Raw genomic sequence first — 26472 nt, 5'->3', positions numbered from 1 at the left:
ATAACACGCGTTCAAAGGTGTTTTTGACAGGCATTGCGGTGGTAAGCCGCGCTTTGGCTGGCGTCAACGGGGAAGTTTTGTTACCGATTTGTTCCATGATACACGCGATTCGTTTGCTGGGCATCGACCCGGGGCTGCGGCGTACCGGCTGGGGCATGATCGAGGCGACGGGAAATCGCCTGTCCTTCATAGCTTCCGGCACGGTGACCTCCGACAACAAGAAGAGCCTGGCCGAGCGCCTGGTGGAGCTGCATGACGGGCTCAGCGACGTCGTGCGCCAGCACGAACCGGCGGAAGCGGCGGTCGAGCATACGTTCGTCAACAAGGACGCTGGGGCCACGCTGAAGCTGGGGCAGGCGCGCGGGATCGCGCTGCTGGTGCCGTCGCTTGCCGGGCTTCCAGTCGCCGAATATGCGCCGAACCTGGTCAAGAAGACGGTGGTCGGCACCGGTCACGCGGAAAAGGACCAGATCCGGGCCATGGTCAAGATTCTGATGCCGCGGGCCACCTTCAATACGGACGACGCTGCCGATGCACTGGCAATTGCCATCTGCCACGCACAGCACCGGTCCAACAGCACAGCGCGGCTTGCCGCCATGGGGGCGATATGATCGGTAAGCTGAAGGGCACAATCGACAGCTACGGCGAGGATCACGTGATCCTGGACGTCCACGGAGTGGGCTATCAGGTCCATTGCCCCTCGCGCATCCTCCAGAGCCTGCCACGGGCAGGCGAGGCGGCTGTTCTTTTTATCGAGACGATCGTTCGCGAGGACATGATCCGGCTCTATGGTTTCGGTGTCGAGGCCGAGCGCGAATGGTTTCGCATCCTGATGACGGTGCAAGGTGTCGGTGCCAAGGTGGCGCTCGGCATTCTGGGCATCCTGAAGGCAAGTGAAGTTGCCAACGCGATTGCCCTTGGCGACAAGGCGGTGATCTCACGGGCGCCCGGTGTTGGCAAGCGCGTCGCCGAACGCATCATTTCAGAACTCAAGGACAAGGCGCCCAGCCTTGCCACGGTGGACCAGGGCACCATCGCCGTGTCCCAGACCGTTGCGGACAACGTGGCTTCGCGACCGGTGGCAGAGGCGGTTTCAGCGCTGACCAATCTGGGCTATGCGCAGGCGCAGGCAAGCGGGGCAGTGGCCAGGGCGATGCAGTCCGCAGGTGAGGACGCCACAACCGAAACGCTGATCCGCCTTGGCTTGAAGGAATTGGCGGGATGATCGTCGTGACCTATGGCATCATTGCCGTTGTGTTCGTGGTTCTCGCGATTGGCGGTATCATGTATCTCGATCACCGCTTCAGTGCCTCGGTGGGAGATCGTCCGTTTACTGTCAACGGACGCCGTGTGGAGTCGGACGATCCGTTTGTCCTGCGCCAGTACAAGAAGTTCTACGCGCTCCGGGTGGCCTATTCGCTGGCTCTTCTGGTGTTGCTGTTTGTGGTCGTAAGCCATGTCGGATGACACTCGCATTGTGACGCCGGAAATCCGGGGAGACGAGATCGATTCAACCATGCGCCCGCAGGTGCTGGATGATTTTGTCGGTCAGGCCCAGGCGCGCGCCAATCTGAAGGTGTTCATCGGCGCGGCGAAGGCCCGTGGAGAAGCGCTGGACCATGTGTTGTTCGTCGGGCCCCCCGGCCTCGGCAAGACGACGTTGGCCCAGATCATGGCGCGTGAGCTTGGTGTCAATTTCCGGGCGACTTCGGGACCGGTCATTGCCAAGGCGGGCGACCTTGCCGCGCTTCTGACCAATCTGGAAGAACGCGATGTGCTCTTCATCGATGAGATCCACCGCCTCAATCCGGCGGTCGAGGAAGTGCTTTATCCGGCGATGGAGGATTTCCAGCTCGACCTGATCATCGGCGAAGGACCGGCGGCACGTTCGGTCAAGATCGACCTTGCGAAGTTCACTCTTGTTGCGGCGACCACACGGCTCGGCCTGCTGACGACCCCTCTGCGCGACCGTTTCGGCATTCCGGTACGGTTGCAGTTCTATACTGTCCCCGAGCTGGAACATATCGTCAAGCGCGGCGCGTCCATCCTTGGCATCGGCATAGTGGAAGACGGCGCACGCGAGATTGCCAAGCGCTCGCGCGGGACGCCGCGCATTGCCGGGCGCCTGCTACGGCGCGTGAGGGATTTTGCCATTGTGGCCGGTGTCGACCGGGTCGACAGGGAACTGGCTGACAGGGCCCTTTTACAGCTGGAAGTCGATAGTGCCGGGCTCGACAGTCTCGACCGGCGGTATCTCAGTCAGATTGCCGTCAACTTCGGCGGCGGGCCAGTCGGCATCGAGACCATCGCAGCTGCGCTTTCAGAACCTCGCGATGCGATTGAGGAAATCGTCGAACCGTACCTCATTCAGAACGGATTCCTGCAACGGACACCACGTGGCCGTATCCTCACACCCATGGCGTTCGAACATCTTGGGCTTGCCGCGCCGTCCAGACCGGATGCGCCGCAAATGGGTCTGTTTTCCGATCCTGAATAGTTACGTAGTATTTATAAGATGCGGCCTCGTCATTTATATCAGGCCCTGCATAGCGATTAAGCATTTATTTGCGACTTCTGTCGTATCTTCAGGTTAATCACCTGGGGGGATACATGCGTAAGCGGCTTTCATCTAAACTGGCTTTAATGTTCTTGGCTGGCGCGTTGACCATGTGTGTGGCAATTGTCACGGTCACATCGACCATTTCGCGCGATGTTGCAAACGGTCAGGCCGATGCCGGTCTCCAAAGTGCGACCAGGGCAAAACAGAAGGTTATCGAACTGTCTCTAGGGCAGGTGAGAGACAGTGCTGCGTTCTTCTCGACGCTGGAAGGCGCCAAGGACAGCCTGATGAAAACCATGGTCGGGTGGAAGAACCTGAAGAAAGATCAGGAAGAAACGCTCCGGAGGATTTTCGTCACAGACAATCCGTATCCGGAAGGCGAGCGTCATCTTCTGGTGGAGCCGGAAGAAACCAACTACTACGTAAAGAATCACCAGGCCATTCATCCGATCTATCAGGAGCTCGTCAGTCAGGGCCTGTTCTCCGATGCGGCGCTGGCCAATCCGGACGGGTTTATCACCTACACCTATCGCAAGGGGCCGGAATTCGCGCTCAACGTTGAAGACCCGCAGATCCAGGGACTTCCGGTGCAGGTCGCCATGGGCAAGCTGTTCGAGGCATCGAAAAACGAAACGCTTGCAGCCGGGCAGATCTATTCCTCAGGCTTTATCACCACAGATGACGGCACCGTCTCGGAAGTTCTTGCCGTTCCGGTATTCTACCTTGACCGGTTTTTCGGCGCGATTGCCTTCACGACCAGCATGGAGCATCTGGCCGGGCTGTTGAACGAGAAGACTGGCCTTGGCGAAAGCGAGCGCATCTTTCTCGCCGATTCAGACGGCAAACTGGTTCAACTCGACGAGCGTGGCCGCGCCAGTGCGGTTCACATGATTGCTGATATCAAGGTTGATGACCGACTGATCCGCCTGGACGACGGCGACTACCGCTTTGCGCAAGCCAACAACATGTTCGTGGGATCGCCGTTCGGTGTGATCGATGCCGTCAAGCAGACGGAACTTTCAGCAGCGGCCGACCGGATCACCTATGGCGCGATCATTTCCGGGTTCCTTTGCCTGGTGCCGATCGTCGGTCTGATCTGGTGGGTGACCCGGCGCATGTTCGCCCCCATGGAACGCCTCTCCGCCGCTGCCCGCCAGATTGCTGACGGCGATCTGGAAGTGGCCGTCGAAGCGACCGAACGGCTGGACGAAATCGGCCGCATGGCACGCTGCATCGAGGTTTTCAAGGACAATTCGATCGAACGCGAGCGTCTGGCATCGGAACAAAAGGTTGGCCATATCGCCCGCGAAGAGCGCGAAAAAACGATCGACGCACTCATTGCCGGCTTCCGGGCCGAATCCCAGGCTGTTCTGGAACTGGTGGAAACGAACATTGCCCGTGTGGAGGAAGTGTCTTCCGCGCTCAGCGAGCGGTCCGCTGCCGCATCCGACCAGGGCAAGACCGCCGTGATGACATCGGACAACGCCTCCTCCAACGTGCAGGCAGTTGCGTCCGCCACGGAGGAGCTCAACGCGTCGATCTCTGAAATTTCCCGTCAGGTCGAAACCACGGCACATATCGTGTCCCAGACCACGACGGCGGCACAGAGCTCCAATTCCAAGATCTCCGGGCTTGCGGAAGCGGCCAACAAGATCGGTGATGTCGTGTCGCTGATTTCCGAGATTGCCGAGCAGACCAACCTTCTGGCGCTCAACGCGACCATCGAGGCCGCGCGTGCGGGTGATGCAGGAAAGGGCTTTGCCGTTGTTGCGTCGGAAGTGAAGTCGCTTGCCGGTCAGACCGCCAAGGCAACGGAAGAAATTTCGGCGCAGATCGCGGCTATCCAGGCATCGACCACGGAAGCGGTGGAAGAGATTGCCCGGGTGTCGGAATCCGTTGAGGAGGTCAATTCCTATACCACCACGATTTCGGACGCCGTGCAGCAGCAGGGCGCAGCCACGGGCGAAATCTCCAGGAACGTTGCGGAGGCCGCAGAAGGCACACGTAGCGTGGCGGACACGGTGGCATCGCTCAACGAAGGGGTTGCGGAAAACTCCGAAGCGGTCGGTGACATGTTGAACGCGACCATCGAGATGAAACAGCAGGCGGAACAGATCCGCCGGTCCGTCGAGAAATTCCTCTCCGAGGTTGCCGCTGCATAAGACAGGGCTTACCTTTGAGCCGCGCAAGAGCCTCCCGGCTGGCCGGGAGGCTTTTTCATTGAGTTTGTGAGGATAAAACGTGTCGGATTGGCCGGATCTCGCCGGCCGCCTGGAAGATGGCGGTCATGTGCTTCCCATTCGGGTCTATTACGAGGACACGGATTTCTCCGGCATCGTCTATCACGGCGCTTATGTGCGCTTTTTCGAGCGTGCCCGATCGGACTTTCTTCGTCTCATCGGCATCCACCATATCGAGATGGCGGAGGGAACGCATGGCGCGTCCCTGGCCTTCGCGGTCAAGACAATGACGCTCGACTTCCAGAAGCCGGCCCGGATTGATGACATTCTGAAGGTGCAAACACGCCTTACGGAGTACAAGGGTGCCCGGGTGCGGCTCGATCAGCTTATTTTCCGGGGCGACGAGCTTCTGGTTTCAGCCGCCGTGACCGTCGCGATCATCTCCTCGCAGGGCCGTCCCGCCCGACTGCCGCCAATCCTGGCGGAAAAACTTCGGAAATTCGTGCCTGCGGAAAACACTGGCGGTTGAACGTCTTGGCGCTGACCTGGCCCTTTCCGGACCGGCAGTGCGCCGGGTCAACGTAAAATACTTTCAAAACATATTACTGCGTTAATCTTGCAGTAACCTTAATTGATTCCTTTAGAGAGGGGCTGCCTTTGATAGGAAAAGTCCCAGTTTTGACAAAATCAAACGTCAGAGAGGCGGCAGGTTACAAGAGCCGGCCGGCTGATTCCGGTTCCTCGCTGTCGTTTTCGAAACCTTGAATGCAAGACAGCGTCAGACGGCCAAGAGGTCATTGAATTTATGGAAACACTTGTCCAATCGACATTGGCGCCAGAGAGCGGCATCTCGTTTTTTGCGCTGTTCTGGCAAGCGCATATCGTCGTCAAGATCGTGATGCTCGGTCTGCTGGGCGCTTCGGTTTGGTGCTGGGCGATCATCGTCGACAAGATCATGCTGGTCGGCCGGACACGGCGCCAGATGAGCCGGTTCGAAACGGTGTTCTGGTCCGGCCAGTCGCTCGAAGAACTCTATAATACGCTTCACAATCGTGTGAATCACTCCATGGCGGCGCTGTTCGTGGCGGCCATGCGCGAGTGGAAGCGCAGTCACGAGGGCGCTCGGCCTGCCATCGGCAGCCTGCAGCAGCGTATCGACAGGGTGATGGATGTCACCATCCAGCGCGAAGCCGAACGGCTGGAAAGCCGGTTGCTGATCCTGGCGACCGTGGGATCCGCCGCGCCGTTCATCGGCCTGTTCGGAACGGTCTGGGGCATCATGACTGCCTTCCAGGCCATTGCAGCGTCCGAAAGCACCAACCTCGCCGTCGTTGCGCCCGGTATTGCCGAGGCGCTGTTTGCAACGGCACTTGGTCTGCTGGCGGCCATTCCGGCGGTTATCGCCTACAACAAGTTCTCCGCAGATGTCGGCAAGGCGGTTTCGCGCATGGAAGGCTTTGCGGACGAGTTCTCCGCTATCCTGTCCCGTCAAATCGACGAGAGGGGCTGATCCATGGCCATGCAGGTCGGTTCAGGTCAGGCAGGAGGCAGTCGGCGCGGACGGCGCAGGCGTCGCCACGCCCCCATGAGCGAAATCAACGTCACGCCGATGGTCGACGTGATGCTAGTGCTCCTGATCATCTTCATGGTGGCCGCTCCGCTGCTGACGGTCGGTGTGCCGATCGATCTGCCGGAGACCAGCGCCAAGGCCCTGGAAGGCGACACGGAGCCGATAACCATCTCCGTGAACGCGGCCGGTGAAATCTTCATTCAGGATACCCCTATCACCATCGAAGAGATCGTACCGAAGCTCGAAGCCATTGCCGCCAATGGCTATGAGGAACGCATCTACGTACGCGGCGATCAGGATGCCGACTACGGCACAATGATGAAGCTGATGGGTCGCATCAGCGCGGCCGGGTTTAAACGCCTCGGTCTGGTCACTCTGGAAGAACGGGACTCGTAACGCGTCATGCGCGCAGGTCTCATCGCGTCTCTGGCCGGTCACTCGGCTTTACTGCTCTGGGGCTTGATCGCCTTTCCGGACGCGGAGAGCTTTGCCGTTCCTCAGGTGGAGTCGCTGCCTGTCGAACTGGTTCCCATCGAGGACATCACCAGGCTTCGGGTCGGCGAGAAAACGGCAGAGGTCCGGGATGTGGCTGCGGTAACCCCGAGCGAGACCCCTGCCGAGGAACCGCCGGAACCCATCGAAAAGCCCGGTGAAAGCAGGGTGGAACAGCCGACACCGCCGACACCTTCCCCGTCGCCGACGCCTGCTCCGGCGCCGGAACCGCAGCCCGTGTCGGATCCGGAGCCAGCCCCTGTACCTGCGCCCGAACCGACCCCTGCGCCAGCGCCCGAACCGGCCCCGGTGGTCGAGCCTGCGCCTACACCGGATACCGCTCCCGCACCGGAACCTGTGCCGCAGCAGCAAGAGGCCGCGCCAGCGCCGCAGCCAATCGTGACCAAGGTTTCGCCGCGCTCCAAGCCGACACCGCCGAAAAACGCGCCCGAGCCGCCGAAGGAAGATTTCAACAGCACGGATATCGCCGCGCTTCTGAACAAGGTTGAGCCCGCCAAACAGACTGGTCAGACCAGCCAGAATGAGGCGTCCCTCGGCTCCAGGAGAGGGCAGCAGGACGTGCGCATGAGCCAGTCAGAACTGGATGCGCTGCGCGGTATGGTGGCGCAATGCTGGAATCCGCCGGTGGGAGCCGTCGGCGCGGAAGATCTGAAGGTCCGTGTCCGCTTCAACCTGTCCCAGAATGGTCAGGTTTCGGGCCAGCCGGAAGTCATCAACTCCAGCGGCAACCCGGCCTTTGGCGCAGCCTCCAGCAGTGCCGTTCGTGCGATCATGCGCTGCCAGCCATATAATCTGCCAATTTCCAAGTATGAAGCTTGGCAGGAAGTCATCATCAATTTCGATCCCAGAGAGATGCTCGGGGGATAGACTGGCCCGGCCAGTTCAAAAGTCCATAAGGGAGCTGTTGTGCTCATGCGCGGAATACTGAAAAAACTTTCGGTTTTTACAAATCGGAAAGCCAGAGGACTCGCATTTGTTCTCGCTTCTTTTGTCGTGATTGCGCCGCTGCCGGCGTCCGCGCTTGTCGAAATCGATATTACACAGGGCAATATCGAACCGTTGCCGATTGCGCTGCCGTCGTTCTCCGCCGAGGGCGGCGACGGCAAGCTGGCCGCCGACATGACCAACGTCATTGCGGCCGATCTGAAGCGGTCCGGCCTGTTCCGGCCGCTGGATCCGGCAAGCTTCATCCAGAAGAACATGAGCGTGAATTCGACGCCGCGCTTCGGCGACTGGCGCCAGATCAGTGCCCAGGCGCTCGTCACCGGTACGGTGATCAAGCAGCCAGACGGGCGCCTCAGGGCGGAATTCCGTCTGTGGGACGTATTTGCCTCAGAGCAGATGCTTGGCCAGCAATTCTACACAACGCCGGACAACTGGCGGCGGCTGGCGCATATCATCGCCGATGCGATCTATGAACGCCTGACCGGCGAGAAGGGCTACTTCGACACCCGCATCGTCTTCGTCGACGAGACGGGGCCGAAGGACAAACGCGTCAAACGCCTGGCGATCATGGACCAGGACGGGGCGAATGTGCGCTACCTGACACGGGGTGACGATCTGGTGCTGACGCCCAGGTTCTCGCCGACAAGCCAGGAAATCACCTACATGTCCTACGGTGGAGCGGACCCGAGCGTCTATCTGCTCAACATCGAGACGGGGCAGCGCGAAATCGTCGGCAACTTCCCGGGCATGACCTTTGCTCCGCGTTTCTCGCCCGATGGCCAGAGCGTGGTGATGAGCCTGCAGCAGGGCGGCAATGCCAACATCTTCAAGATGGACCTGCGCTCGCGCCAGACGACCCGGCTGACCAACGATGCGGCAATCGATACAAGCCCGTCGTTCTCGCCGGACGGACGCCAGATCGTGTTCGAATCCGACCGCGGCGGCACGCAACAACTTTATGTGATGAGTGCCAGTGGCGGTGGAGCACAGCGTATTTCCTTCGGCCCCGGCCGGTATTCCACGCCGGTGTGGTCACCGCGCGGAGACCTGATCGCCTTCACCAAGCAGCATCAGGGCCGCTTCATGATCGGGGTCATGCGGCCGGACGGCAAGGGCGAGCGCATCCTGACCGAGGGCTATCACAACGAGGGCCCGGCCTGGTCACCGAATGGCCGTGTTCTGGTGTTCTTCCGCGATACGCCGGGTGCCAACGGCGGACCGCAGGTCTGGACCGTGGATCTGACCGGATACAACGAACAGCGGGTGGAGACCCCGGCCTTTGCGTCGGACCCCTCCTGGTCGCCGTTGATCGACTGACGTAGTCATTCGGCCTGCAAGGGCAGGTCGTGTTAAGATTTCGCTAACCATGTTTGAAAAGGCGTTTTTTACCAGTTTTGGCTAGAAAGCGTTTACCAAGAACCGGACGGATGAAGTGTCAGGTTGGCGGGCTGGGGTGTAGGAGACAGGAATGTTCATGAGTTTAAACGCCGGACGAAGCGCACGCTGGATTGCAGTCTGTTTCGCGGTTCTGTTCGCAGCAGCATGTGCCCAGACCAAACCGGACGGGCTGTCGAGCAATGTGAAGCCCGGCACGGGTCAGGATTTCGTCGTGAACGTGGGTGACCGCGTGTTCTTCGAGGAAGACCAGTCGGTGCTGAATGCGCAGGGTCAGGCAACTCTTGCCAATCAGGCCAAGTGGCTGAAACGCTATTCCCAGTACACGATCACGGTCGAGGGACATGCGGATGAGCGCGGCACGCGCCAGTATAACATCGCGCTGGGGGCTCGTCGCGCCCAGGCCGCGCGGGACTATCTGGTTGCGCAGGGCGTGAACGCCTCGCGTATCAAGACGATTTCCTACGGCAAGGAACGGCCTGTGGCTGTCTGTAACGACAACAGTTGCTGGTCGCAGAACCGCCGCGCGGTGACCGTGCTGAACAACGCGACCAACTGATCGCGGAAATGTCGAACAAAAGGCCGGGCAAGTTGCCCGGCCTTTTTCGTTGGCCCTGCCCGAATTGGCAAAATCACTTCAATTTCAGGAGGAAACGTCAAAATTTGGCCGAAGTCGAAGCGCTCTGTGCACTTGAGTAAGGAGCCGGGCATGGTAAGACATCATGTGCGTGGATCTGCTTGAGTATTGGCGTTTGTCGGACCACGGCCAGACACTGTTACAGCACATCCAACCGGAGGAGCGAATGCTGAAACTAAAGGGACTGGCAGGTCTCATCATGGCGTTGGTCATCACCTTCGCCGCTGCCACACCGTCGCAAGCCCAGCTGTTCGGACGCAAGAACGATGATTCCAGCGTGCGCATCGGCCAGCTTGAGGAACGGATCCGGGTTTTGACCGGCCAGATCGAACAGTTGTCCTACCAGATGCGGGAAATGCAGGATCAGATGCGCCGCATGCAGGAAGACAATGAATACCGCTTCCAGCAATTGGAAGGCGGCACGCCGGGCAAACGTTCCGACGCCGCTCCAGGATCAACCGCTCCGGGCTTAAGCCCGGACGGTATTCCGCAATCTGGCAGCCTGATTGCACCGGGGGGCGGCTTTGCGACCCTTCCTGCGGACGGCTCGGGAGACGGCAGCTGGGATCAGTCCGGCGGCTACGAGAGTGGCTTGCCGAGCGATGGTCCCATCGATCTTTCCCGGCTTGCCAACGGTCTTGAAAACCTGCCGGGCACCGGTCAGGACATCGCGCCTGATCCCGGTCTTGCCACCGATGACGACCAGATTGCCAATGTCATCGGCAGTGGAGATCCCAGTTCCGACTACAATCAGGCCTATTCCTTCGCGGTCAATGGCGATTATGCCGCCGCCGAACGCGGCTTCCGCAACTTTCTGGAAACCTATCCGGATGATGCGCAGGCCGCAGATGCCCAATACTGGCTGGGTGAAAGCCTGCTGGCGCAGCAGAACTACCGTGAGGCAGCCGATGCCTTCCTGAAAACCTATACCGACCATCCCGGCAACGCCAAAAGCCCGGACAGCCTGCTCAAGCTGGGCGTTTCTCTGCGGGGTCTTGGCGAAGGCGATGCTGCCTGTGCAACCTTTTCCGAACTCCTGAGCAAATATCCGAACGCTGCTCCAGCCGTTTTGTCCCAGGCGCGGGATGAACGCCGTCGTGCCCAGTGCTCCTGACAGGCCGGTTGAGCCCGAAAGGCTCCCGGCCAATCGCGTCGATACTCTTTTTTTTCCACTAAAGTCTTTTTCAAATCTGGCCCTGGGCGTGTCCGGAGGCCCGGATTCCCTCTGTCTTCTCGTTCTGTTCGATGAGTGGCGCAAACGCACCGGCTGGCAGGGGGCCGCCGAAGTGTTGTGTGTCGACCATCAGCTCCGGCCCGAAAGCGGCCAGGAGGCAGAATTTGTTGCTGAAACTGCGCGCGCATGCGGGTTTGACTGCACGGTGCTGCGTTGGTCAGGCAGCAAACCGTCCACAAATCTTCAGGAAGAAGCGCGCCTTGCCCGCTATCGGCTGATGGCTGACCACATGCGCGGCACCGGTGCGGAAGCGCTTGTCCTTGGCCATCATCTGGACGATCAGGCGGAAACCTTTCTCGACCGGTTGACCCGGGGCAGCGGCGTTGCCGGTTTGAGCGGCATGGCGGCCGACGAGGGCAACGGGCCGGAAGGCCTGCGCCTGCTGCGACCGCTGCTCAGTGTTTCGAAGTCTGATCTCAAAGCCGCTCTCGAACGACGCGGGCGAACCTGGTGTACGGATCCCTCGAACCAGAACCCCAAATACAAGCGCAGCCGGCTCCGCGCCATCTTGTCGCTGCTGGCCGAGGAAGGGTTGAGTGCGGAGCGCCTGGCGCAGACCGCTGCCAACGTCCGCCGGGCACGGAAAGCCCTTGAGTCGACGGTGGAAGATCTGGCAGCGCGGCTGGTCACCGAGCATCCGGCCGGTCCGGTCCGTCTGGAGAGACAGGCCTACAGGGATCTCGCCGAAGAATTTCGGCTCCGGCTGCTCGTTCATATGATGGCACGCGTGTCCGGGAAGGTAACCCGTCCAAGGCTTGCCAAGCTTGAGGCCCTGGACCGGGTGCTGATCTCCGGCGAGCAGAACCGTCAGACGCTTGAAGGCTCGGTATTCGACGCAGATGCAGACGCGATCAGGGCCTGGAAAGAGGCCGGGCGGGCGCCTCCGGGTATTCTCACAGGCATTGCAGGGGCCGGGACATGGGATGGCCGTTACCTTTTCCGGGCACCCAACCGTGCGACCGATGAGGGCGATGCGCCGCTTTGCCTGGGACCACTGATGAGCGCACCAGTGTCCAGCCGGGACATCGACTGGCCGAAGGGCTGGCCGAAAGCCGCGTTCGACTGTGCGCCGGTCCTGTGGCGGGCAGGGGAGATCCTGATGCCAGCTTCCGCAACGGCCGTTTTGACCATTGGCAATTCCTGCAGCAGCGCTGATTTGGAATTGGAGCGAATGCCGATCCAAGGTAAATTGACGGATAACTTTATGGACAATGGGGGCGCAGACGAGGAAATCTGAGGTTTTCCCCATCTGGAACTTCTGTTAGAGGTCCATTCTTAAGAAAATAGTCAGCGCAGATGCGCAACTATGGCGCACCGCCTTGGCAGCGGGCTTTGGGCGACCTATCTTCGCTCTAAAGAAACGTAACCGCGTGCAGTTAGTCGCGTTGGGCGGTTAAGGAAACGAAATGAACGCACATTTTCGCAACTTCGCTCTGTGGGTGATCATCGCCCTGCTTTTGATCGCATTGTTCCAGCTATTTCAAAGTCCCGCGCAGCATGGCGCGACGAATGACATTGCTTATTCGGACTTTATGAAGCAGGTCGACAATGGCGAGATCCGATCGGTCGTCATTCAGGAACAGAAGATTACCGGCACCTATAGCAGCGGCAGCGCCTTCCAGACCTACGCTCCTGATGGCGCGCAATATGTTGATGAGCTGCGCAGCAAGGGCGTGCTGATCAATGCCCGCCCGCCTGCGGAAAGCTCTCCGCTGCTGAGCGCCTTGTTCTCCTGGCTGCCGATGCTGATCATTCTCGGTATCTGGATTTTCGTCATGCGCCAGATGCAAGGATCCGGCGGCAAGGCCATGGGCTTTGGCAAGTCCAAGGCGAAGCTGCTGACCGAGGCACATGGCCGGGTAACCTTTGAAGACGTTGCCGGCATCGACGAAGCCAAGGAAGACCTTCAGGAAATCGTTGAATTCCTGCGCGACCCGCAGAAGTTCCAGCGTCTTGGTGGCCGTATCCCGCGCGGCGTTCTGCTTGTCGGCCCTCCGGGTACCGGTAAGACGCTGACCGCGCGTGCGGTTGCCGGCGAAGCCAATGTGCCGTTCTTCACCATTTCCGGTTCGGACTTTGTGGAAATGTTCGTCGGTGTGGGTGCGTCCCGCGTTCGCGACATGTTCGAGCAGGCCAAGAAGAATGCACCGTGCATCATCTTCATCGACGAAATCGATGCGGTTGGCCGTCATCGTGGCGCCGGTCTCGGCGGCGGTAACGACGAGCGCGAACAAACGCTCAACCAGTTGCTGGTCGAGATGGACGGTTTTGAGCCGAATGAAGGCATCATCATCATCGCCGCGACCAACCGGCCGGACGTTCTCGACCCGGCGCTGCTGCGCCCGGGCCGCTTCGACCGTCAGATCGTGGTGCCGAACCCGGACATCACCGGTCGCGAAAAGATCCTGAAAGTGCACATGCGCAAGGTTCCGCTGGCACCGGATGTCGACGTCAAGACGCTGGCACGCGGTACCCCGGGCTTCTCCGGTGCGGATCTGATGAACCTCGTCAACGAAGCCGCGCTTCTGGCTGCCCGCCGCTCCAAGCGGTTGGTGACCATGGCCGAATTCGAGGACGCCAAGGACAAGGTCATGATGGGTGCGGAGCGCCGCACACTGGTGATGACCGAGGAAGAAAAGAAGCTGACCGCCTATCACGAAGCCGGTCACGCGCTGGTGGCTCTCCATCAGGAAGCTTCCGATCCGATCCACAAGGCGACCATCATTCCGCGCGGACGTGCGCTCGGCATGGTCATGCGTCTACCGGAAAAGGACCAGGTGTCGCTCACCCGCGCCAAGTGCAAGGCAGACCTTGCCGTGGCCATGGGTGGCCGCGTTGCCGAGGAAATGATCTTCGGTTACGAAAAGGTCACTTCGGGTGCATCCGGCGACATTCAGATGGCCACCAAGCTGTCTCGTGCGATGGCGACCCAGTTCGGCATGTCCGACAAGCTCGGTCCGCTGCTTTACGGCGAGAACCAGGAAGAAGTGTTCCTGGGGCATTCCGTGGCAAAGAACCAGCACGTTTCCGACGAAACCCAGAAGATCGTCGATGCGGAAATCAAGTCCTTTGTCAATCAGGGCTATGAAACCGCGAAGAAGATCCTGGGCGACCACGAAGACCAGCTGCACACGATTGCCAAGGGTCTTCTGGAATATGAAACCTTGTCCGGTGACGAGATCAAGGGTCTGCTTGACGGCAAGCCGCCGGTGCGTGACACGGATGACGACCAGCCGGTTGGCCGGTCGTCCGCGGTCCCGACCGCCGGTGCCAAGCGTGGCGGCGACGAGGCCAGCGGTGGCATGGAGCCGCAGCCGCAGTCCTGATCGATCCCGATCCAAAGAGATGTCAGATGCCCGGCCACTTGCCGGGCATCTTCGTTTTGGGCTTTACAAGGTTCCTTGGCCGTCGGTTAATGGTAACAATTGCTCACATATTTTGAATCGTGCGTGCGCCTTATTGCGTTACAAAGGGCGCAACCAAGACAGACAGACCAGCAAGGCACATTAGATGCGCAAGTTTTTCGGCACCGACGGTATCCGCGGTCAGGCGAACAGCTATCCCATGACCGCCGAAATGGCATTGAAAGTCGGGATGGCCGCCGGGTTGGCTTTCAAGAACGGCGGACACCGCCATCGGGTGGTGATTGGCAAGGATACAAGGCTGTCCGGCTACATGCTCGAATACGCCCTCGTCGCCGGTTTTACCTCGGTCGGCATGGATGTGTTCCTGCTGGGGCCGATGCCGACACCCGCGGTCGCCATGCTGACGCGCTCGCTGCGAAGCGATCTCGGCGTGATGATCTCTGCGTCCCACAATCCTTTTCAGGACAACGGCATCAAGTTCTTCGGTCCTGACGGGTTCAAGCTCAGCGATGCGATTGAAAAAACCATCGAAGAGCTGATGGAAAGCGATCTGACCTCCCGCCTGCCGGGCGCAAGCGAGCTTGGCAGGGCCAAGCGGATCGACGGTGCGCAGCAGCGCTATATTGAAACTGCCAAGCGGACGCTGCCACGAGAAATGAGCCTGGAAGGCCTGCGCGTCGTCATCGATTGTGCCAACGGTGCTGCCTACAAGGTTGCCCCCGAGGCGTTGTGGGAGCTCGGGGCGGACGTGATCACCATGGGTGTCTCGCCGGATGGCTTCAACATCAACAAGGAATGTGGCTCGACGTCGACCGACGCCCTGTCGCGCAAGGTGCATGAGGTCCGCGCCGACATCGGCATTGCGCTCGATGGCGATGCCGACCGGGTCATCATCGTTGATGAAACCGGCGCGGTGGTTGATGGCGATCAGCTCATGGCCCTGGTGGCGCAGTCGTGGCAGGCGAGCAACCGCCTGTCCGCACCCGGGATCGTCGCGACAGTGATGTCCAACCTCGGGTTGGAACGGTATCTTCAAAGTCTCGGGCTCGGTCTTGCCCGCACGAAGGTCGGCGACCGTTACGTTGTCGAGCACATGCGTGCCAACGGCTACAACGTCGGTGGGGAGCAGTCCGGACACATTGTGTTGTCCGACTTCGCGACGACCGGGGATGGCCTCGTTGCAGCTCTTCAGGTGCTCGCCTGCGTCAAGGATCAGGACAAGCCCGTTTCGGAAGTCTGTCACCGGTTCGAGCCGGTGCCGCAAATTCTCAAGAACGTGCGTTACAAGGGCGGCCAGCCGCTGGAGCAGGACCTTGTCAAATCCGCTATCGAGGATGGCGAAGCTCGCCTCGGCAATTCCGGCCGCCTCGTGATTCGAGCATCGGGCACGGAACCGTTGATCCGCGTGATGGCGGAAGGCGACGATGCGGAGCTGGTCAAGCAGGTGGTCAACGATATCGCAGGCGTGGTGGCGACCACCGCTGCTTGATCGACAGGACAACACGTGACGAAAAAAGGCCGCCCGATTGAGGCGGCTTTTTTATTGCTATCCTTCCCGCCGGTCACTCCGGATGCGCCAAAACGAAGTCACTTTACCGGCTGTCAGGATAGTATTTTTTCGAGAAGTCCTAACAAGGTCAGGAAAATACCGCGCTAGAGTGCTTCCTGAAGCCGGTTTCGGCTTTGTCCAGTCAAGGTCGGGACGGGACGCTTTGAGAGCTATGTCTCCAGCCTGTCGGATGAATTTCCGTTCCTGTTCCTGATCCATGAAGGTTTCTGCGGCTGTTAAGGTTTCCTTAAGGTAAAAAAACGCGGTTAAAGAACAGAGTTAAGTCACAATTAATCAATCCCCGTCAATATGCTTTCAAGTTTGGTGTGTCCGGCATTGGTTAAAGCGGACGCTCACTGAAAAAGGACGAGGACATGAACAATTTCTTTAAGCGTTTGTCTTTGACCGGATTTGCTGTTGCGCTTTCCACTGCAGCCTATGCCGCGGATTTGCCAACCCCGGTCATCGAGCACATCCCGGAGGTTCCGGCCGTTGGTGGTTGGTACCTGCGTGGTGATATCGGGTACAAATTATACAGCGATCCGACTGGTAGCTTTAATGACCCCAGCATTGGGGATCTGCGATATGAACGCACAAGTATGGACAACGCCTGGATGTTCGGTGTTGGCGTCGGCTACCAGTTTAACGACTACTTCCGCACCGACCTGACACTTGATTATGAGACACGGGCCACTGCAACTGGTTACGCAGATTGCGTCGGATGTTCTACATCTGGCCAATTCTCAAAGGAGCAAGCAGACATTGATGTCTGGACGCTGATGCTCAACGCTTACGTTGACATCGGCACCTGGAACAGGATTACGCCTTACGTTGGTGCTGGTATTGGTGCAGCTTACGTGAACACCAGTAACAAGAAGTCGTTTAATCCTGATGGCTCGAGCCCGACTTACGATGGGGACAACGGTCAATGGAACTTTGCGTGGGCTTTGATGGCCGGTGCTGAGTACGCCTTCACTCCAAACTGGAGCTTGGATGCCGGATACCGGTACAAGAACCTCGGCGAAGCAAAGAGTGTTCGACTTGATGGTGTAGGCACTGGTGGAACTCGAGAAAAATGGGAAGATCTCACCGCCCACGAATTCCGTCTGGGTGCTCGCTACTCTTTCAACACGGTCTCAGCCCCAGCCGGCCCGGTTTACTACGAGCCGCAAGGTCCGATCACCAGCAACTTCTGATCTTCCGATCAGCGATTTCGAAAGGCCGGTCAATCGACCGGCCTTTTCTTGTTTTGCCGAGGTGCGTGCGATTTGAATTGACCGGAGGCCGGGAAGGTCCTATCCCCATAGGTGGGCCACCTCTCCCCAACGAGAGGCAACTATCTGCGAGGGTAGACAGATATGACAGACCTTACCGCCAAGCCGGACGTGCGTCCGGCCAATCCCAATTTTTCTTCTGGTCCCTGTGCCAAGCGTCCCGGCTGGTCGCTGGAGGCCTTGGGCGGTGCGCCGCTCGGGCGGTCTCACCGCGCCAAGCCCGGCAAGGCCAAACTTGCCGAAGCCATCGAGCTGACGCGCAAGGTGCTGAACGTCCCGGACGGGTACCGGATCGGCATCGTTCCCGCATCCGATACAGGCGCGGTCGAGATGGCGCTCTGGTCGCTGCTCGGCGCCCGCGGCGTCGAAATGCTCGCCTGGGAAAGCTTCGGCTCCGGCTGGGTCACCGACGTGATCAAACAGCTCAAGCTTGATGATGCCCGGGTTCAGGAAGCGCCTTACGGCGAACTGCCGGATCTTGCCTCCGTCGATTTTAGCAAGGACGTCGTCTTCACCTGGAACGGCACCACCTCCGGCGTGCGTGTTCCCAACGGCGACTGGATCCCGGCTGATCGTGAAGGCCTGACCATCTGCGACGCGACCTCCGCAGCCTTTGCGCAGGATCTTGCTTTCGACAAGCTCGATGTCGTCACCTTCTCCTGGCAGAAAGTGCTGGGCGGAGAAGCCGCCCACGGCGTGCTTATCCTCAGCCCGCGTGCCGTCGAGCGTCTGGAAAGCTATACGCCAGCCTGGCCGATGCCGAAGATCTTCCGCATGACCAAGGGCGGCAAGCTGATCGAGGGCATCTTCAAGGGTGAAACCATCAACACGCCGTCCATGCTTTGCGTCGAAGATTATATCGACGCATTGAAATGGGCTGACGGCCTCGGCGGGCTTGCCGGTTTGCGCGCGCGGGCCGATGCCAATCTCAAGGTACTTGCCGATTGGGTGGAAAAGACCTCCTGGGTCGACTTCCTGGCCGTTGATCCGGCAACGCGGTCGAACACGTCTGTCTGCCTCAAAGTGACCGATCCTGGCATTCTGGCGCTCACCGCCGACCAGCAGGCCGCCTTTGCCAAGGCGCTCGCAGGCATGCTTGATGCCGAAGGCATCGCCTATGACATCGGCGCTTACCGCGACGCACCGTCCGGTCTCCGGATCTGGGCGGGGGCGACCGTGGAGACGAGCGATCTTGAGGCCTTGACCCATTGGCTTGACTGGGTGTTCCAGTCGGAAAAAGCGAAGCTTCCTCAGGCCGCCTGAGCCTGTTCAATCCTTCAACGACAACAGTCCCGGGCGGTGCGCTGCCCGGATCGTTTCTCGTATTCAAGGAGAGGCTTCAATGGCTCCCAAGGTATTGATTTCCGACAAGCTGTCGGATGCTGCCGTGCAGATCTTCAAGGATCGCGGCGTCGATGTCGACTTTCTGCCGGAGGTCGGCAAGGACAAGGAAAAACTGCTGGAGATCATCGGCAAATACGATGGTCTGGCGATCCGTTCGGCCACCAAGGTCACGGAAAAGATCATTGGTGCCGCTGAAAATCTGAAGGTGATCGGCCGGGCTGGGATCGGTGTCGACAACGTCGATATTCCCAAGGCGACCGCGCGCGGCATCATTGTCATGAACACGCCTTTCGGCAATGCGATCACCACCGCCGAACACGCCATCTCGATGATGATGGCCGTCGCACGTCAGATCCCGGCGGCCGATGCGTCCACACAGGCCGGCAAGTGGGAGAAATCCCGCTTCATGGGCCGCGAACTCACCGGCAAGACCCTCGGTCTGATCGGTTGCGGCAACATCGGCTCGATCGTGGCCGACCGGGCCATCGGACTGAAAATGAAGGTGATCGCATTCGATCCCTTCCTGACGCCGGAAAAGGCCGTGGCGCTCGGCGTCGAAAAGGTCGAGCTGGACGGTTTGCTGTCCCGGTCGGATTTCATCACCCTGCATACGCCGCTGACCGACAAGACGCGTAACATCATCGATGCCAAGGCCATCGAGAAAATGCGCAAGGGCGCCTATCTGATCAACTGTGCCCGGGGCGGGCTGGCCGATGAAGCGGCAGTGCGCGCGGCTCTGGACGAGGGCAAACTTGGCGGGGCGGCGTTTGACGTCTTTGTCGAGGAACCGGCGAAGGAAAACGTGCTGTTCGGCGCGCCCAACTTCGTTTCCACTCCACATTTGGGCGCATCCACCAAGGAAGCCCAGGAAAACGTTGCGCTGCAAGTGGCCGAACAGATGTGCGACTACCTGCTTCAGGGGGCTGTGCGCAACGCGCTCAACATGCCGTCCATCACGGCCGAGGAAGCCCCCAAGCTGGTGCCTTTTGTGCGGCTGGCGGAACAGCTCGGGTCCTTCGCGGGACAACTGACGGAATCCGGCATTGAGGGTGTCCGTCTGGAATATGCCGGTAACGTCGCTGAAATGAACGTGCAGGCGCTGACGGCAGCCGCGCTGACCGGTTTGCTTACACCGCTTCTGCAGACGGTCAACATGGTCTCCGCGCCTATTCTGGCCAAGGAACGCGGCATGAAGATCGAGGAAATCCGCCGCGAGAAAGACGGTGCCTATGAGACCTACATGCGCCTGACGGTGATTACCCAGCGTCAGGAGCGATCAGTCGCAGGCACGGTGTTTGCCGATGGCAAGCCACGGATCATCCAGGTGAAGGGCATCAACATGGAGGCCGAACTTGGGCCGCAGATGCTTTACATCACCAACGAGGACAAGCCCGGCTTTATCGGGCAGCTCGGCATGGAACTTGGCAACAGCGGCGTCAACATCGCGACTTTCCATCTCGGCCGTCTGGCCCCTGGTGACGATGCGATCTGCCTCGTGGAGGTGGATGGCGACGTGTCGCCCGACGTCCTGGCGCGGCTGGAGGCCGTTTCTCACGTCAAGCAGGTCAAGGCGTTGAATTTCTGAAACGGCGGGCGTTTGCCCAAGCGCCCGCCAATCCGCTGTCCGGTCCTACGGGGCGTGCCCCTAATCGCCCCTCCCGGATATTCGTCAGGTGCAGCCCAAGTTCCTGGCGCTTGAGCCTTCTGCCTTTTGCAGAAGGCTCCTTTTTTCTCATTGGTCAAACAGCTGGCGCGCGGCGCCGTTTCAGGATGCGTCCATCCAGGACAACGAGGCCTACCAGCAGCACGGCAAATCCGCCGAGCTGCAACGCTCCCAGTTTTTCGCCCAGGATCAGCCAGCCGAAGAACAGCGCGCTTGCCGGCACGAGCAGCGTGACGAGCGACGCATTTGTCGCGCCGGCTTCAGCGAGGATCTGGAAGTAGATCAGGTAGGCGAGGGCGGTTGCCAGAACACCGAGCGCAAGCACGTTGAACCAGGCCGTTGGGCTGGGGTCGGCAATGGACCAACTGCCCGCGGTCAGAAGCGCGACTGGCAGCATGAGCGTGCTGGAGCCGATCAACTGGCCCGTTGCCGACACGTGCGGTGGCAGCGATTTGAAGCGGCGGGCGAAGGTTGCTGCGCAGGCGTAGGAAATGGCGGCACCCAGGCAACAGAGCTGAGCCCACAAGGGATCGCTGGCAAGGCCCGACAGGCTGCTCCACAGCATGATGGCAACCCCGGCCACACCCAGCACGACGCCGGCAATCCTGTTGCCCTGAAGCGTTTCCTGCTTGGTCAGCAGGCTTGCGACGACAACCGTGAAGACGGGTGTGGTCGCATTCAGAATCGATGCAAGACCCGCGCCGATTGCAGTCTGACCGAGAAACAGAAGCGAGAAGGGGACGGCGTTGTTCAAAAGACCCATGACGAGAAACGGCAAGGCGTATTTTTTCTCCAGCCGGCTCAACATGCCACGATGCCAGAGGATGACCAGCAAGACGGCACAGGCGATGGAAACGCGCAGGAAGACAAGAACAAAGGGCGGGATTTCCGCGACAGCCACCTTTGCGAACAAAAAGGAGCCGCCCCAGATGGCACCAAGCACGGTCAGCATGATCCAGTTTCGAAGTGGCAATTTGCAACCTCCGTTTGAACGATGTCTTTCAGGTATCACTGCCTCGGTGTGAAGAACACCCGAAACGCGAGCGCATGTATTGCTGCCTTTCTTTAAGTGGCGAGCCTCATTGATGCGGGCCTTGAGCAGTGTTGCGGTCGCTTGAGCGAAGGCCGATCCTGTGTTTCAGGGCGCGTCTCCCGTTGTTCCATATGCAATTCAGGCCGGGGCTGTCCGTTTTGTCTGTAAAAGCGTCGGACCCGGACTTGCGCGGCTCATTCGCGCAAGCAACAGTGATAACGCCGAGTTTAGGTCCGGCTGCTCGCAAGAGTTTCTCATTCATGACCCAAGTTGCTGCGGCAGGCACGAGATCGCTTGCCGGACGTTTGACACCTTTGCTGGTTGCCGCCGCCTGTCTTTTGGGCGCGAACGGGCTTTCCGTCACCATGATCTCGGTTCGCGCCAAATCAGAGGGCATGTCGGACACACTGATCGGGCTGCTCGGCTCGTGTTATTTTGCCGGCATGATTGTCGGCGTTCTGCTGACACCGTTTCTGATCGCCCGGGCAGGGCATATTCGCGTATTCTCCACATTGGCAGCCATCAGCGCCATTGCCATTTTGGCGATTGCCTTCACGCCCGTCGGCTGGCTCTGGATGGTGGTGCGTCTGGTGAGCGGGGCGGCGTTTTGCGGTACCACCATGGTTCTGGAAAGCTGGCTCAACTCCATTGCGACCAATGCCTCCCGAGGGCGGATTCTTTCCGTATACCGGATCGTCGACATGATCGCCGTCATGGGAAGCCAGTTCATGCTGCCGGCCTTCGGGCCGCTGGGGCCGGAGATTCTGATCATCCTGGCCATCCTGTTCTGCTTTGCGCTGGTGCCGATTTCCCTGACCCGCGAGCAAAATCCCGCAGCACCGCCAGCACGCTTTTTCGATCCGCTCATGCTGTGGCGGGTGTCGCCGGTCGCGCTTGTTGCCGTGTTCACCATCGGCCTTACCAACGGTGCGTTCCGCATGGTTGGCCCGGTCTATGCGGACAGCGTTGGACTGGGACTGGAAACGGTCGCCGCGTTCGTCGCGATCTGGGTCTTTGCCGGGGCTATCTTCCAGTATCCCGCCGGCTGGCTGTCCGACCGGATGGACCGGCGTATCGTGCTGGGTGTCTTCACGGTCGGCGCCGGACTGGCCTGCCTTTTCATTTCCGGGTCATCGACCCGCCTGGAGCTTTTCGCCGGTGTCTTTCTGTTCGGTGGATTTGCCTTGCCGCTCTATTCACTTTGTGCGGCCCATGCCAACGACAACGCCGAACCGGATCAGTTTATCGATGTGGTGGCCGGGCTTACGCTGGCCTATGGAGTGGGGGCGATGGCCGGACCGTTCATCGCGTCGCTGGTGATGGAGCAATTTGGCCCCTCGGCCTTCTTCCTCTACACCGCGACATTGCACCTTTCGCTGGTGGTGTTCGTCTTCGCGCGCATCATGAGCCGGGATGCCGTCCCGGCAAACAAGCGCCATCGCTTCGTCTGGCTGCTGCGCACATCGCCGATGATCTTCAGGCTTGCCCGTCACGACAAACGGGAAGCAGGCGAGCCGCCGGCAAAATAAATCGCTGTCGCGACATTGCCGCAAATGCGGTCTAAGGCGCGGTGTGAGCGGTCAATTGTCACAAGGGTGACCGGGACGTCCGGGAGAGTTGGCAAAAAAACTTGCTTTTGCCTTCCCAATCTCGGCGCGGAGACTCGCATGAGCTGGGAAACGTGTCTATAGTCCGCGCCGTTTGCCCCGGTCCGATTGCCGGGGCTTGTCGTGTTGGCATCCCGGATACGTTTCGGAGAATGCGGAAGCTGCTTCAGGAGAGCAAAATCTAGATGGCGAATGTGGTTGTTGTCGGTTCGCAATGGGGTGACGAAGGCAAAGGCAAGATTGTCGACTGGTTGTCGGAACAAGCCGATGTCATCGTGAGGTTCCAGGGCGGGCACAATGCCGGGCATACCCTTGTCATCGACGGTGTCAGCTACAAGCTGTCTCTCCTGCCGTCCGGGGTTGCACGTGAAGGCAAGCTCTCGGTGATCGGCAATGGTGTCGTGCTGGACCCGCATGCCCTTGCAGAGGAAGTCGAACGCCTGGGCGGTCAGGGTGTCGTCGTAACGCCCGAATCTCTGCGCGTTGCCGAAAACGTGACGCTGATTCTGTCGCTGCACCGCGAACTTGATGCGTTGCGCGAGAATTCCAACACTGGGACGCGCATCGGCACCACCAAGCGCGGCATCGGTCCGGCATATGAAGACAAGGTTGGTCGCCGCGCTATCCGTCTGATGGATCTGAAGAACCTCGCGACCCTGCCGGCCAAGATCGACCGTTTGCTGACGCACCACAATGCGCTGCGCCGTGGTCTGGGTCAGGACGAAATTTCCGCACAGGCGATCTATGACGAACTGTCCAGCGTGGCCGACAAGGTGCTGCCTTACATGGACAAGGTCTGGTACCTGCTGGATGACCTGCGCCGCCAGGGAAAGCGGATCCTGTTTGAAGGTGCCCAGGGGGCGCTTCTGGACATCGACCATGGCACCTATCCGTTCGTGACGTCTTCCAACACCGTTGCCGGCCAGGCCGCGACGGGCTGCGGCCTCGGCCCGGGGGCGATCAACTATGTGCTCGGCATCACCAAGGCTTACACCACCCGTGTTGGTGAAGGTCCGTTCCCGACGGAGCTTCAAGACGAGGTTGGCGAATTCCTGGGTACGCGCGGGCACGAATTCGGAACCGTGACCGGCCGTCGCCGCCGTTGTGGCTGGTTCGATGCGGTTCTGGTGCGCCAGACCGTCTGTACGTCCGGCATCAACGGCATCGCCCTGACCAAGCTGGACGTTCTTGACGGCCTTGATGAAATCAAGATCTGTATCGGTTACGAACTGGATGGCGAGCGGATCGACTATCTGCCGGCGTCGCAAGGTGCCCAGGAGCGGGTGAAGCCGATCTACGAAAGCCTGCCGGGCTGGAAGGAATCGACCGAAGGGGCACGGACCTGGGCCGATCTGCCGGCGCAGGCAATCAAATATGTGCGACATGTCGAAGAACTGATCGGTGCTCCGGTCGCTCTTCTATCGACAAGTCCGGAACGGGACGACACAATTCTTGTGCAGAATCCGTTCCAGGATTGAGATATGCGACACTAAAAGCACATTATTAAGGACTTAGGTTGCGTGCTGCGAATCACTGCATGCAACCGCCCTTCGTTTTCGGCGTTCCATGTGTGTGTCGAATAGACAAAATTGTGTTAGGAAAAAGGGTACTGCAAGGTTCTCTGTCGCGGCGAACATATTGAAGAAATAGCACCTGTTTTCAAAAAACTTGCTATAAGCCTGAGAAAGAAACGAAATCTCGGGCCCGCAGAACAGATCCTTGCAGTCGGCCGGTAGGCAGGAAGATGGCTGATTACTATTCAATTCTGAAGAAAACGATCGCGTCTTTACCTGAAAACAATGGCGCTGCACGCAGAAGCGTTTACAGCCGTGCGCGCAATGCCATCGTCAATCAGCTCAAAGCCTATGAACCGCCTTTGGCGCCGTCTGAAATCACGGCTGAGCAGCTGCGTCTGGAAGAATCCATCCGCAAGGTGGAGGCCGAGGCTGCACGCGAAAGCCTGGGTCTCAATCCAACCGTTCCCAAGGTTGAAACGCCTGCTCCCGAGCCGGAGGTCGCCGCTCCGCCGGTGACACCGCCGCAGGTTGAGCCAGCCGCAGAGGCTGCACCGGAAGTGCCGGCCCCGCAGGAGCCGGAAGAAACTGCTGCGCCTACGGTGGAAACACCGGCGCCTTCGCCCCTGAAGGAAACCCTTTCTCAGGCTGAAGCCCTTGGCACGGCGGCCAGCCAGGCCGTTCACAGCGCAAAGGAAGCTTCCGACCCGAGCGCGGCGCCCGTGCGCCAGGAACCTTCGTTCGGTGGACCGGCGCAGGCGGAACCGGCGGATGATGGCCTGTTCGAACCGACAAACGATGCAGCGGCATCCGTTTCCGTCGATCAGCCGTACCAAGCTGATGAGACCGGCAAGCCCAAGCAAGAGCGGGCGCCGAAGAAAGACCGCAACAAGCGGTCCAAGCCGAAGGCGTCCGATGCGCTGCGCGGCGATGCATCCGGCAGCCGGACCGTTCCGATTGTGATTGCTGCCGTTCTGCTGGTGTTGGTCCTTCTGGGCGGGGCTTATTTCCTGATACCCGCAGGCGATCAAAGCGCAGACAATGGCACTGTACCTGCCACATCGTCTTCCCAAACGGCTTCGGACAGCCAACCGGTCTCGAATGTGGAGCCGCCGGTCTCGGCAACTGCCGGCGAAGGCGACGAGCCGTCGAAGAACACCGACCGTCTGTTGAACGAAGGCGAGGCGGATGTGGTCGCGCCTGATGCCCGTACGGTGACCACGACGACCATCACCGGACAGTCCGATACCTCTCAGGCCGACACGCCGGCCACCCCCGAGCCCGCTCAACCATCCATCGTCACGAGCACCGATAGCGATCAGACGCCTGCGGCACCCGAAAATCCGGTTGCCGTCCCGGCAGACAATCTGTCGGCGATTTCGCCCGATGACAACGCGCCTGCTCCCTCTGCCTCGGCGGCTGATTCTTCAGTCCAGCGCTCGATCCTTTATGAAGAAGGTGAAGAATCCGGTGGCGCGGGCACTGCGGCGCAAGGTGCTGTTGTGTGGAGTGTCGAGGAAGAAACCAACCTCGACGGTGAAGCCCTGGCGGTTCTGAGTGCGTCCGTCGAAATTCCCGAGCGCGATGTGAAAGTCGACATTCGTATCAAGCCGAATGACGATAACTCCCTGCCGGCCAGCCATCTCGTCGAGATCAGGTACGAGTTTCCGGAAAACTTCGCTGCGGGTGATGTCGTCAACGTTCCGGGTCTCGTCATGAAGCCTACGGAAGAAGCCCGCGGCGACGCGCTGATTGGTGCTTCGGTGAAGGTGTCTCCGGGCTTTTTCTGGATTGCCCTGTCCAGCCTGCCGAACGAGCAGCAACGCAATCTCGCTTTGCTGCGTGAACGCGGCTGGATCGACATTCCGATGCTTTATGAAAACGGCAAGCGCGGTATCCTGACCCTTGAAAAAGGGACTGTCGGTGCGGACGCTGTCGAAAAAGCGATCACGGCCTGGCAGGCCGGGTAAGCACTCTTCGCCTGCCTTGAACATCTGAAGAAGCCGCTTTGCTGCGGCTTCTGCGATGCTGCGCATGGACGCTCATTCCATCGCCATCCTGGCTCAATGAATTGCGAGCCGGGCGAGGA

The 26472-nt window shown here is 59.8% G+C and carries 22 protein-coding genes; 21 read left to right on the top strand and 1 reads right to left on the bottom strand.

Annotation, left to right across the window (positions count from 1 at the left end; all coding sequences use genetic code 11):
- Window positions 1-95 precede the first annotated feature (95 nt).
- The 18 genes from ruvC to serA all read left to right on the top strand — a co-directional run bounded on the left by ruvC (window position 96) and on the right by serA (window position 20151).
- Window positions 96-611 (top strand): crossover junction endodeoxyribonuclease RuvC, encoded by a 516-nt coding sequence (gene ruvC, locus AC2A6O_RS07055; RefSeq protein ID WP_148582935.1) that lies wholly within the window; start codon window positions 96-98, stop codon window positions 609-611.
- Complete coding sequence (gene ruvA, locus AC2A6O_RS07050) at window positions 608-1225, top strand: Holliday junction branch migration protein RuvA (RefSeq protein ID WP_148582934.1); 618 nt, start codon at window positions 608-610, stop codon at window positions 1223-1225. Before ruvC ends, ruvA begins: the two co-directional genes overlap by 4 nt.
- A complete protein-coding gene (locus tag AC2A6O_RS07045) occupies window positions 1222-1467 on the top strand; it encodes an endonuclease (protein ID WP_148582933.1) in 246 nt (81 codons plus the stop codon). The genes ruvA and AC2A6O_RS07045 overlap by 4 nt, the downstream gene beginning before the upstream one ends.
- Complete coding sequence (ruvB, locus tag AC2A6O_RS07040) at window positions 1457-2497, top strand: Holliday junction branch migration DNA helicase RuvB (RefSeq protein ID WP_498926270.1); 1041 nt, start codon at window positions 1457-1459, stop codon at window positions 2495-2497. The genes AC2A6O_RS07045 and ruvB overlap by 11 nt, the downstream gene beginning before the upstream one ends.
- A 170-nt stretch (window positions 2498-2667) precedes the next feature.
- Entirely contained in the window at window positions 2668-4722 is a 2055-nt protein-coding gene (locus AC2A6O_RS07035; RefSeq protein WP_498926269.1) for a methyl-accepting chemotaxis protein, read from the top strand.
- A 79-nt stretch (window positions 4723-4801) separates the two neighbouring features.
- Window positions 4802-5269 (top strand): tol-pal system-associated acyl-CoA thioesterase, encoded by a 468-nt coding sequence (gene ybgC, locus AC2A6O_RS07030; RefSeq protein ID WP_148582931.1) that lies wholly within the window; start codon window positions 4802-4804, stop codon window positions 5267-5269.
- Between the two features lie 276 nt (window positions 5270-5545).
- Window positions 5546-6250: a protein TolQ gene (tolQ, locus tag AC2A6O_RS07025; protein WP_148582930.1), complete on the top strand. Its 705-nt coding sequence runs from the start codon at window positions 5546-5548 to the stop codon at window positions 6248-6250.
- A 3-nt stretch (window positions 6251-6253) separates the two neighbouring features.
- Window positions 6254-6706 (top strand): protein TolR, encoded by a 453-nt coding sequence (gene tolR / locus AC2A6O_RS07020; RefSeq protein WP_148582929.1) that lies wholly within the window; start codon window positions 6254-6256, stop codon window positions 6704-6706.
- Between the two features lie 6 nt (window positions 6707-6712).
- The gene (gene tolA / locus AC2A6O_RS07015) at window positions 6713-7690 is read left to right on the top strand and encodes a cell envelope integrity protein TolA (RefSeq protein WP_498926268.1); all 978 of its coding nucleotides are present in this window, start codon (window positions 6713-6715) and stop codon (window positions 7688-7690) included.
- A gap of 45 nt (window positions 7691-7735) precedes the next feature.
- The gene (gene tolB / locus AC2A6O_RS07010) at window positions 7736-9085 is read left to right on the top strand and encodes a Tol-Pal system beta propeller repeat protein TolB (RefSeq protein ID WP_148582927.1); all 1350 of its coding nucleotides are present in this window, start codon (window positions 7736-7738) and stop codon (window positions 9083-9085) included.
- A gap of 151 nt (window positions 9086-9236) precedes the next feature.
- Window positions 9237-9722, top strand: a complete 486-nt coding sequence (pal, locus tag AC2A6O_RS07005; protein ID WP_148582926.1) for a peptidoglycan-associated lipoprotein Pal — start codon at window positions 9237-9239, stop codon at window positions 9720-9722.
- A gap of 244 nt (window positions 9723-9966) precedes the next feature.
- On the top strand, window positions 9967-10914 hold the full coding sequence (ybgF, locus tag AC2A6O_RS07000; protein WP_498926267.1) for a tol-pal system protein YbgF: 948 nt from the start codon (window positions 9967-9969) through the stop codon (window positions 10912-10914).
- Window positions 10886-12271, top strand: coding sequence for a tRNA lysidine(34) synthetase TilS (gene tilS, locus AC2A6O_RS06995; RefSeq protein ID WP_498926266.1), 1386 nt, complete (start codon window positions 10886-10888; stop codon window positions 12269-12271). The genes ybgF and tilS overlap by 29 nt, the downstream gene beginning before the upstream one ends.
- 169 nt (window positions 12272-12440) lie before the next feature.
- Window positions 12441-14360 carry an ATP-dependent zinc metalloprotease FtsH gene (gene ftsH, locus AC2A6O_RS06990; protein WP_148582923.1) on the top strand — a complete coding sequence of 640 codons (1920 nt, stop codon included), beginning with the start codon at window positions 12441-12443 and terminating at the stop codon, window positions 14358-14360.
- A gap of 184 nt (window positions 14361-14544) precedes the next feature.
- Entirely contained in the window at window positions 14545-15888 is a 1344-nt protein-coding gene (gene glmM / locus AC2A6O_RS06985; protein WP_148582922.1) for a phosphoglucosamine mutase, read from the top strand.
- Window positions 15889-16322: 434 nt separating this feature from the next.
- Window positions 16323-17144: an outer membrane protein gene (locus tag AC2A6O_RS06980; RefSeq protein ID WP_148582921.1), complete on the top strand. Its 822-nt coding sequence runs from the start codon at window positions 16323-16325 to the stop codon at window positions 17142-17144.
- Between the two features lie 162 nt (window positions 17145-17306).
- Window positions 17307-18485, top strand: a complete 1179-nt coding sequence (locus AC2A6O_RS06975) for a phosphoserine transaminase (RefSeq protein ID WP_498926265.1) — start codon at window positions 17307-17309, stop codon at window positions 18483-18485.
- Between the two features lie 79 nt (window positions 18486-18564).
- Window positions 18565-20151: a phosphoglycerate dehydrogenase gene (gene serA, locus AC2A6O_RS06970; RefSeq protein WP_498926264.1), complete on the top strand. Its 1587-nt coding sequence runs from the start codon at window positions 18565-18567 to the stop codon at window positions 20149-20151.
- 154 nt (window positions 20152-20305) lie between these two features.
- On the opposite strand, the gene AC2A6O_RS06965 is transcribed toward serA, so the two are convergent.
- Window positions 20306-21202, bottom strand: coding sequence for a DMT family transporter (locus tag AC2A6O_RS06965; protein ID WP_498926263.1), 897 nt, complete (start codon window positions 21200-21202; stop codon window positions 20306-20308).
- Between the two features lie 320 nt (window positions 21203-21522).
- On the opposite strand from AC2A6O_RS06965, the gene AC2A6O_RS06960 reads away from it, so the two are divergent.
- The 3 genes from AC2A6O_RS06960 (at window position 21523) to AC2A6O_RS06950 (ending at window position 26353) form a co-directional block, all read left to right on the top strand.
- Complete coding sequence (locus tag AC2A6O_RS06960) at window positions 21523-22791, top strand: MFS transporter (protein ID WP_498926262.1); 1269 nt, start codon at window positions 21523-21525, stop codon at window positions 22789-22791.
- Between the two features lie 263 nt (window positions 22792-23054).
- Window positions 23055-24347: an adenylosuccinate synthase gene (locus AC2A6O_RS06955; protein ID WP_498926261.1), complete on the top strand. Its 1293-nt coding sequence runs from the start codon at window positions 23055-23057 to the stop codon at window positions 24345-24347.
- Window positions 24348-24613: 266 nt separating this feature from the next.
- A complete protein-coding gene (locus AC2A6O_RS06950; RefSeq protein ID WP_498926260.1) occupies window positions 24614-26353 on the top strand; it encodes a hypothetical protein in 1740 nt (579 codons plus the stop codon).
- Window positions 26354-26472 lie beyond the last annotated feature (119 nt).

This window comes from Labrenzia sp. ATLA3 (assembly GCF_057180185.1).
The sequence above is the reverse complement of the archived record's forward strand: the minus strand, read 5'-3'. Positions and strand labels throughout refer to the sequence as shown.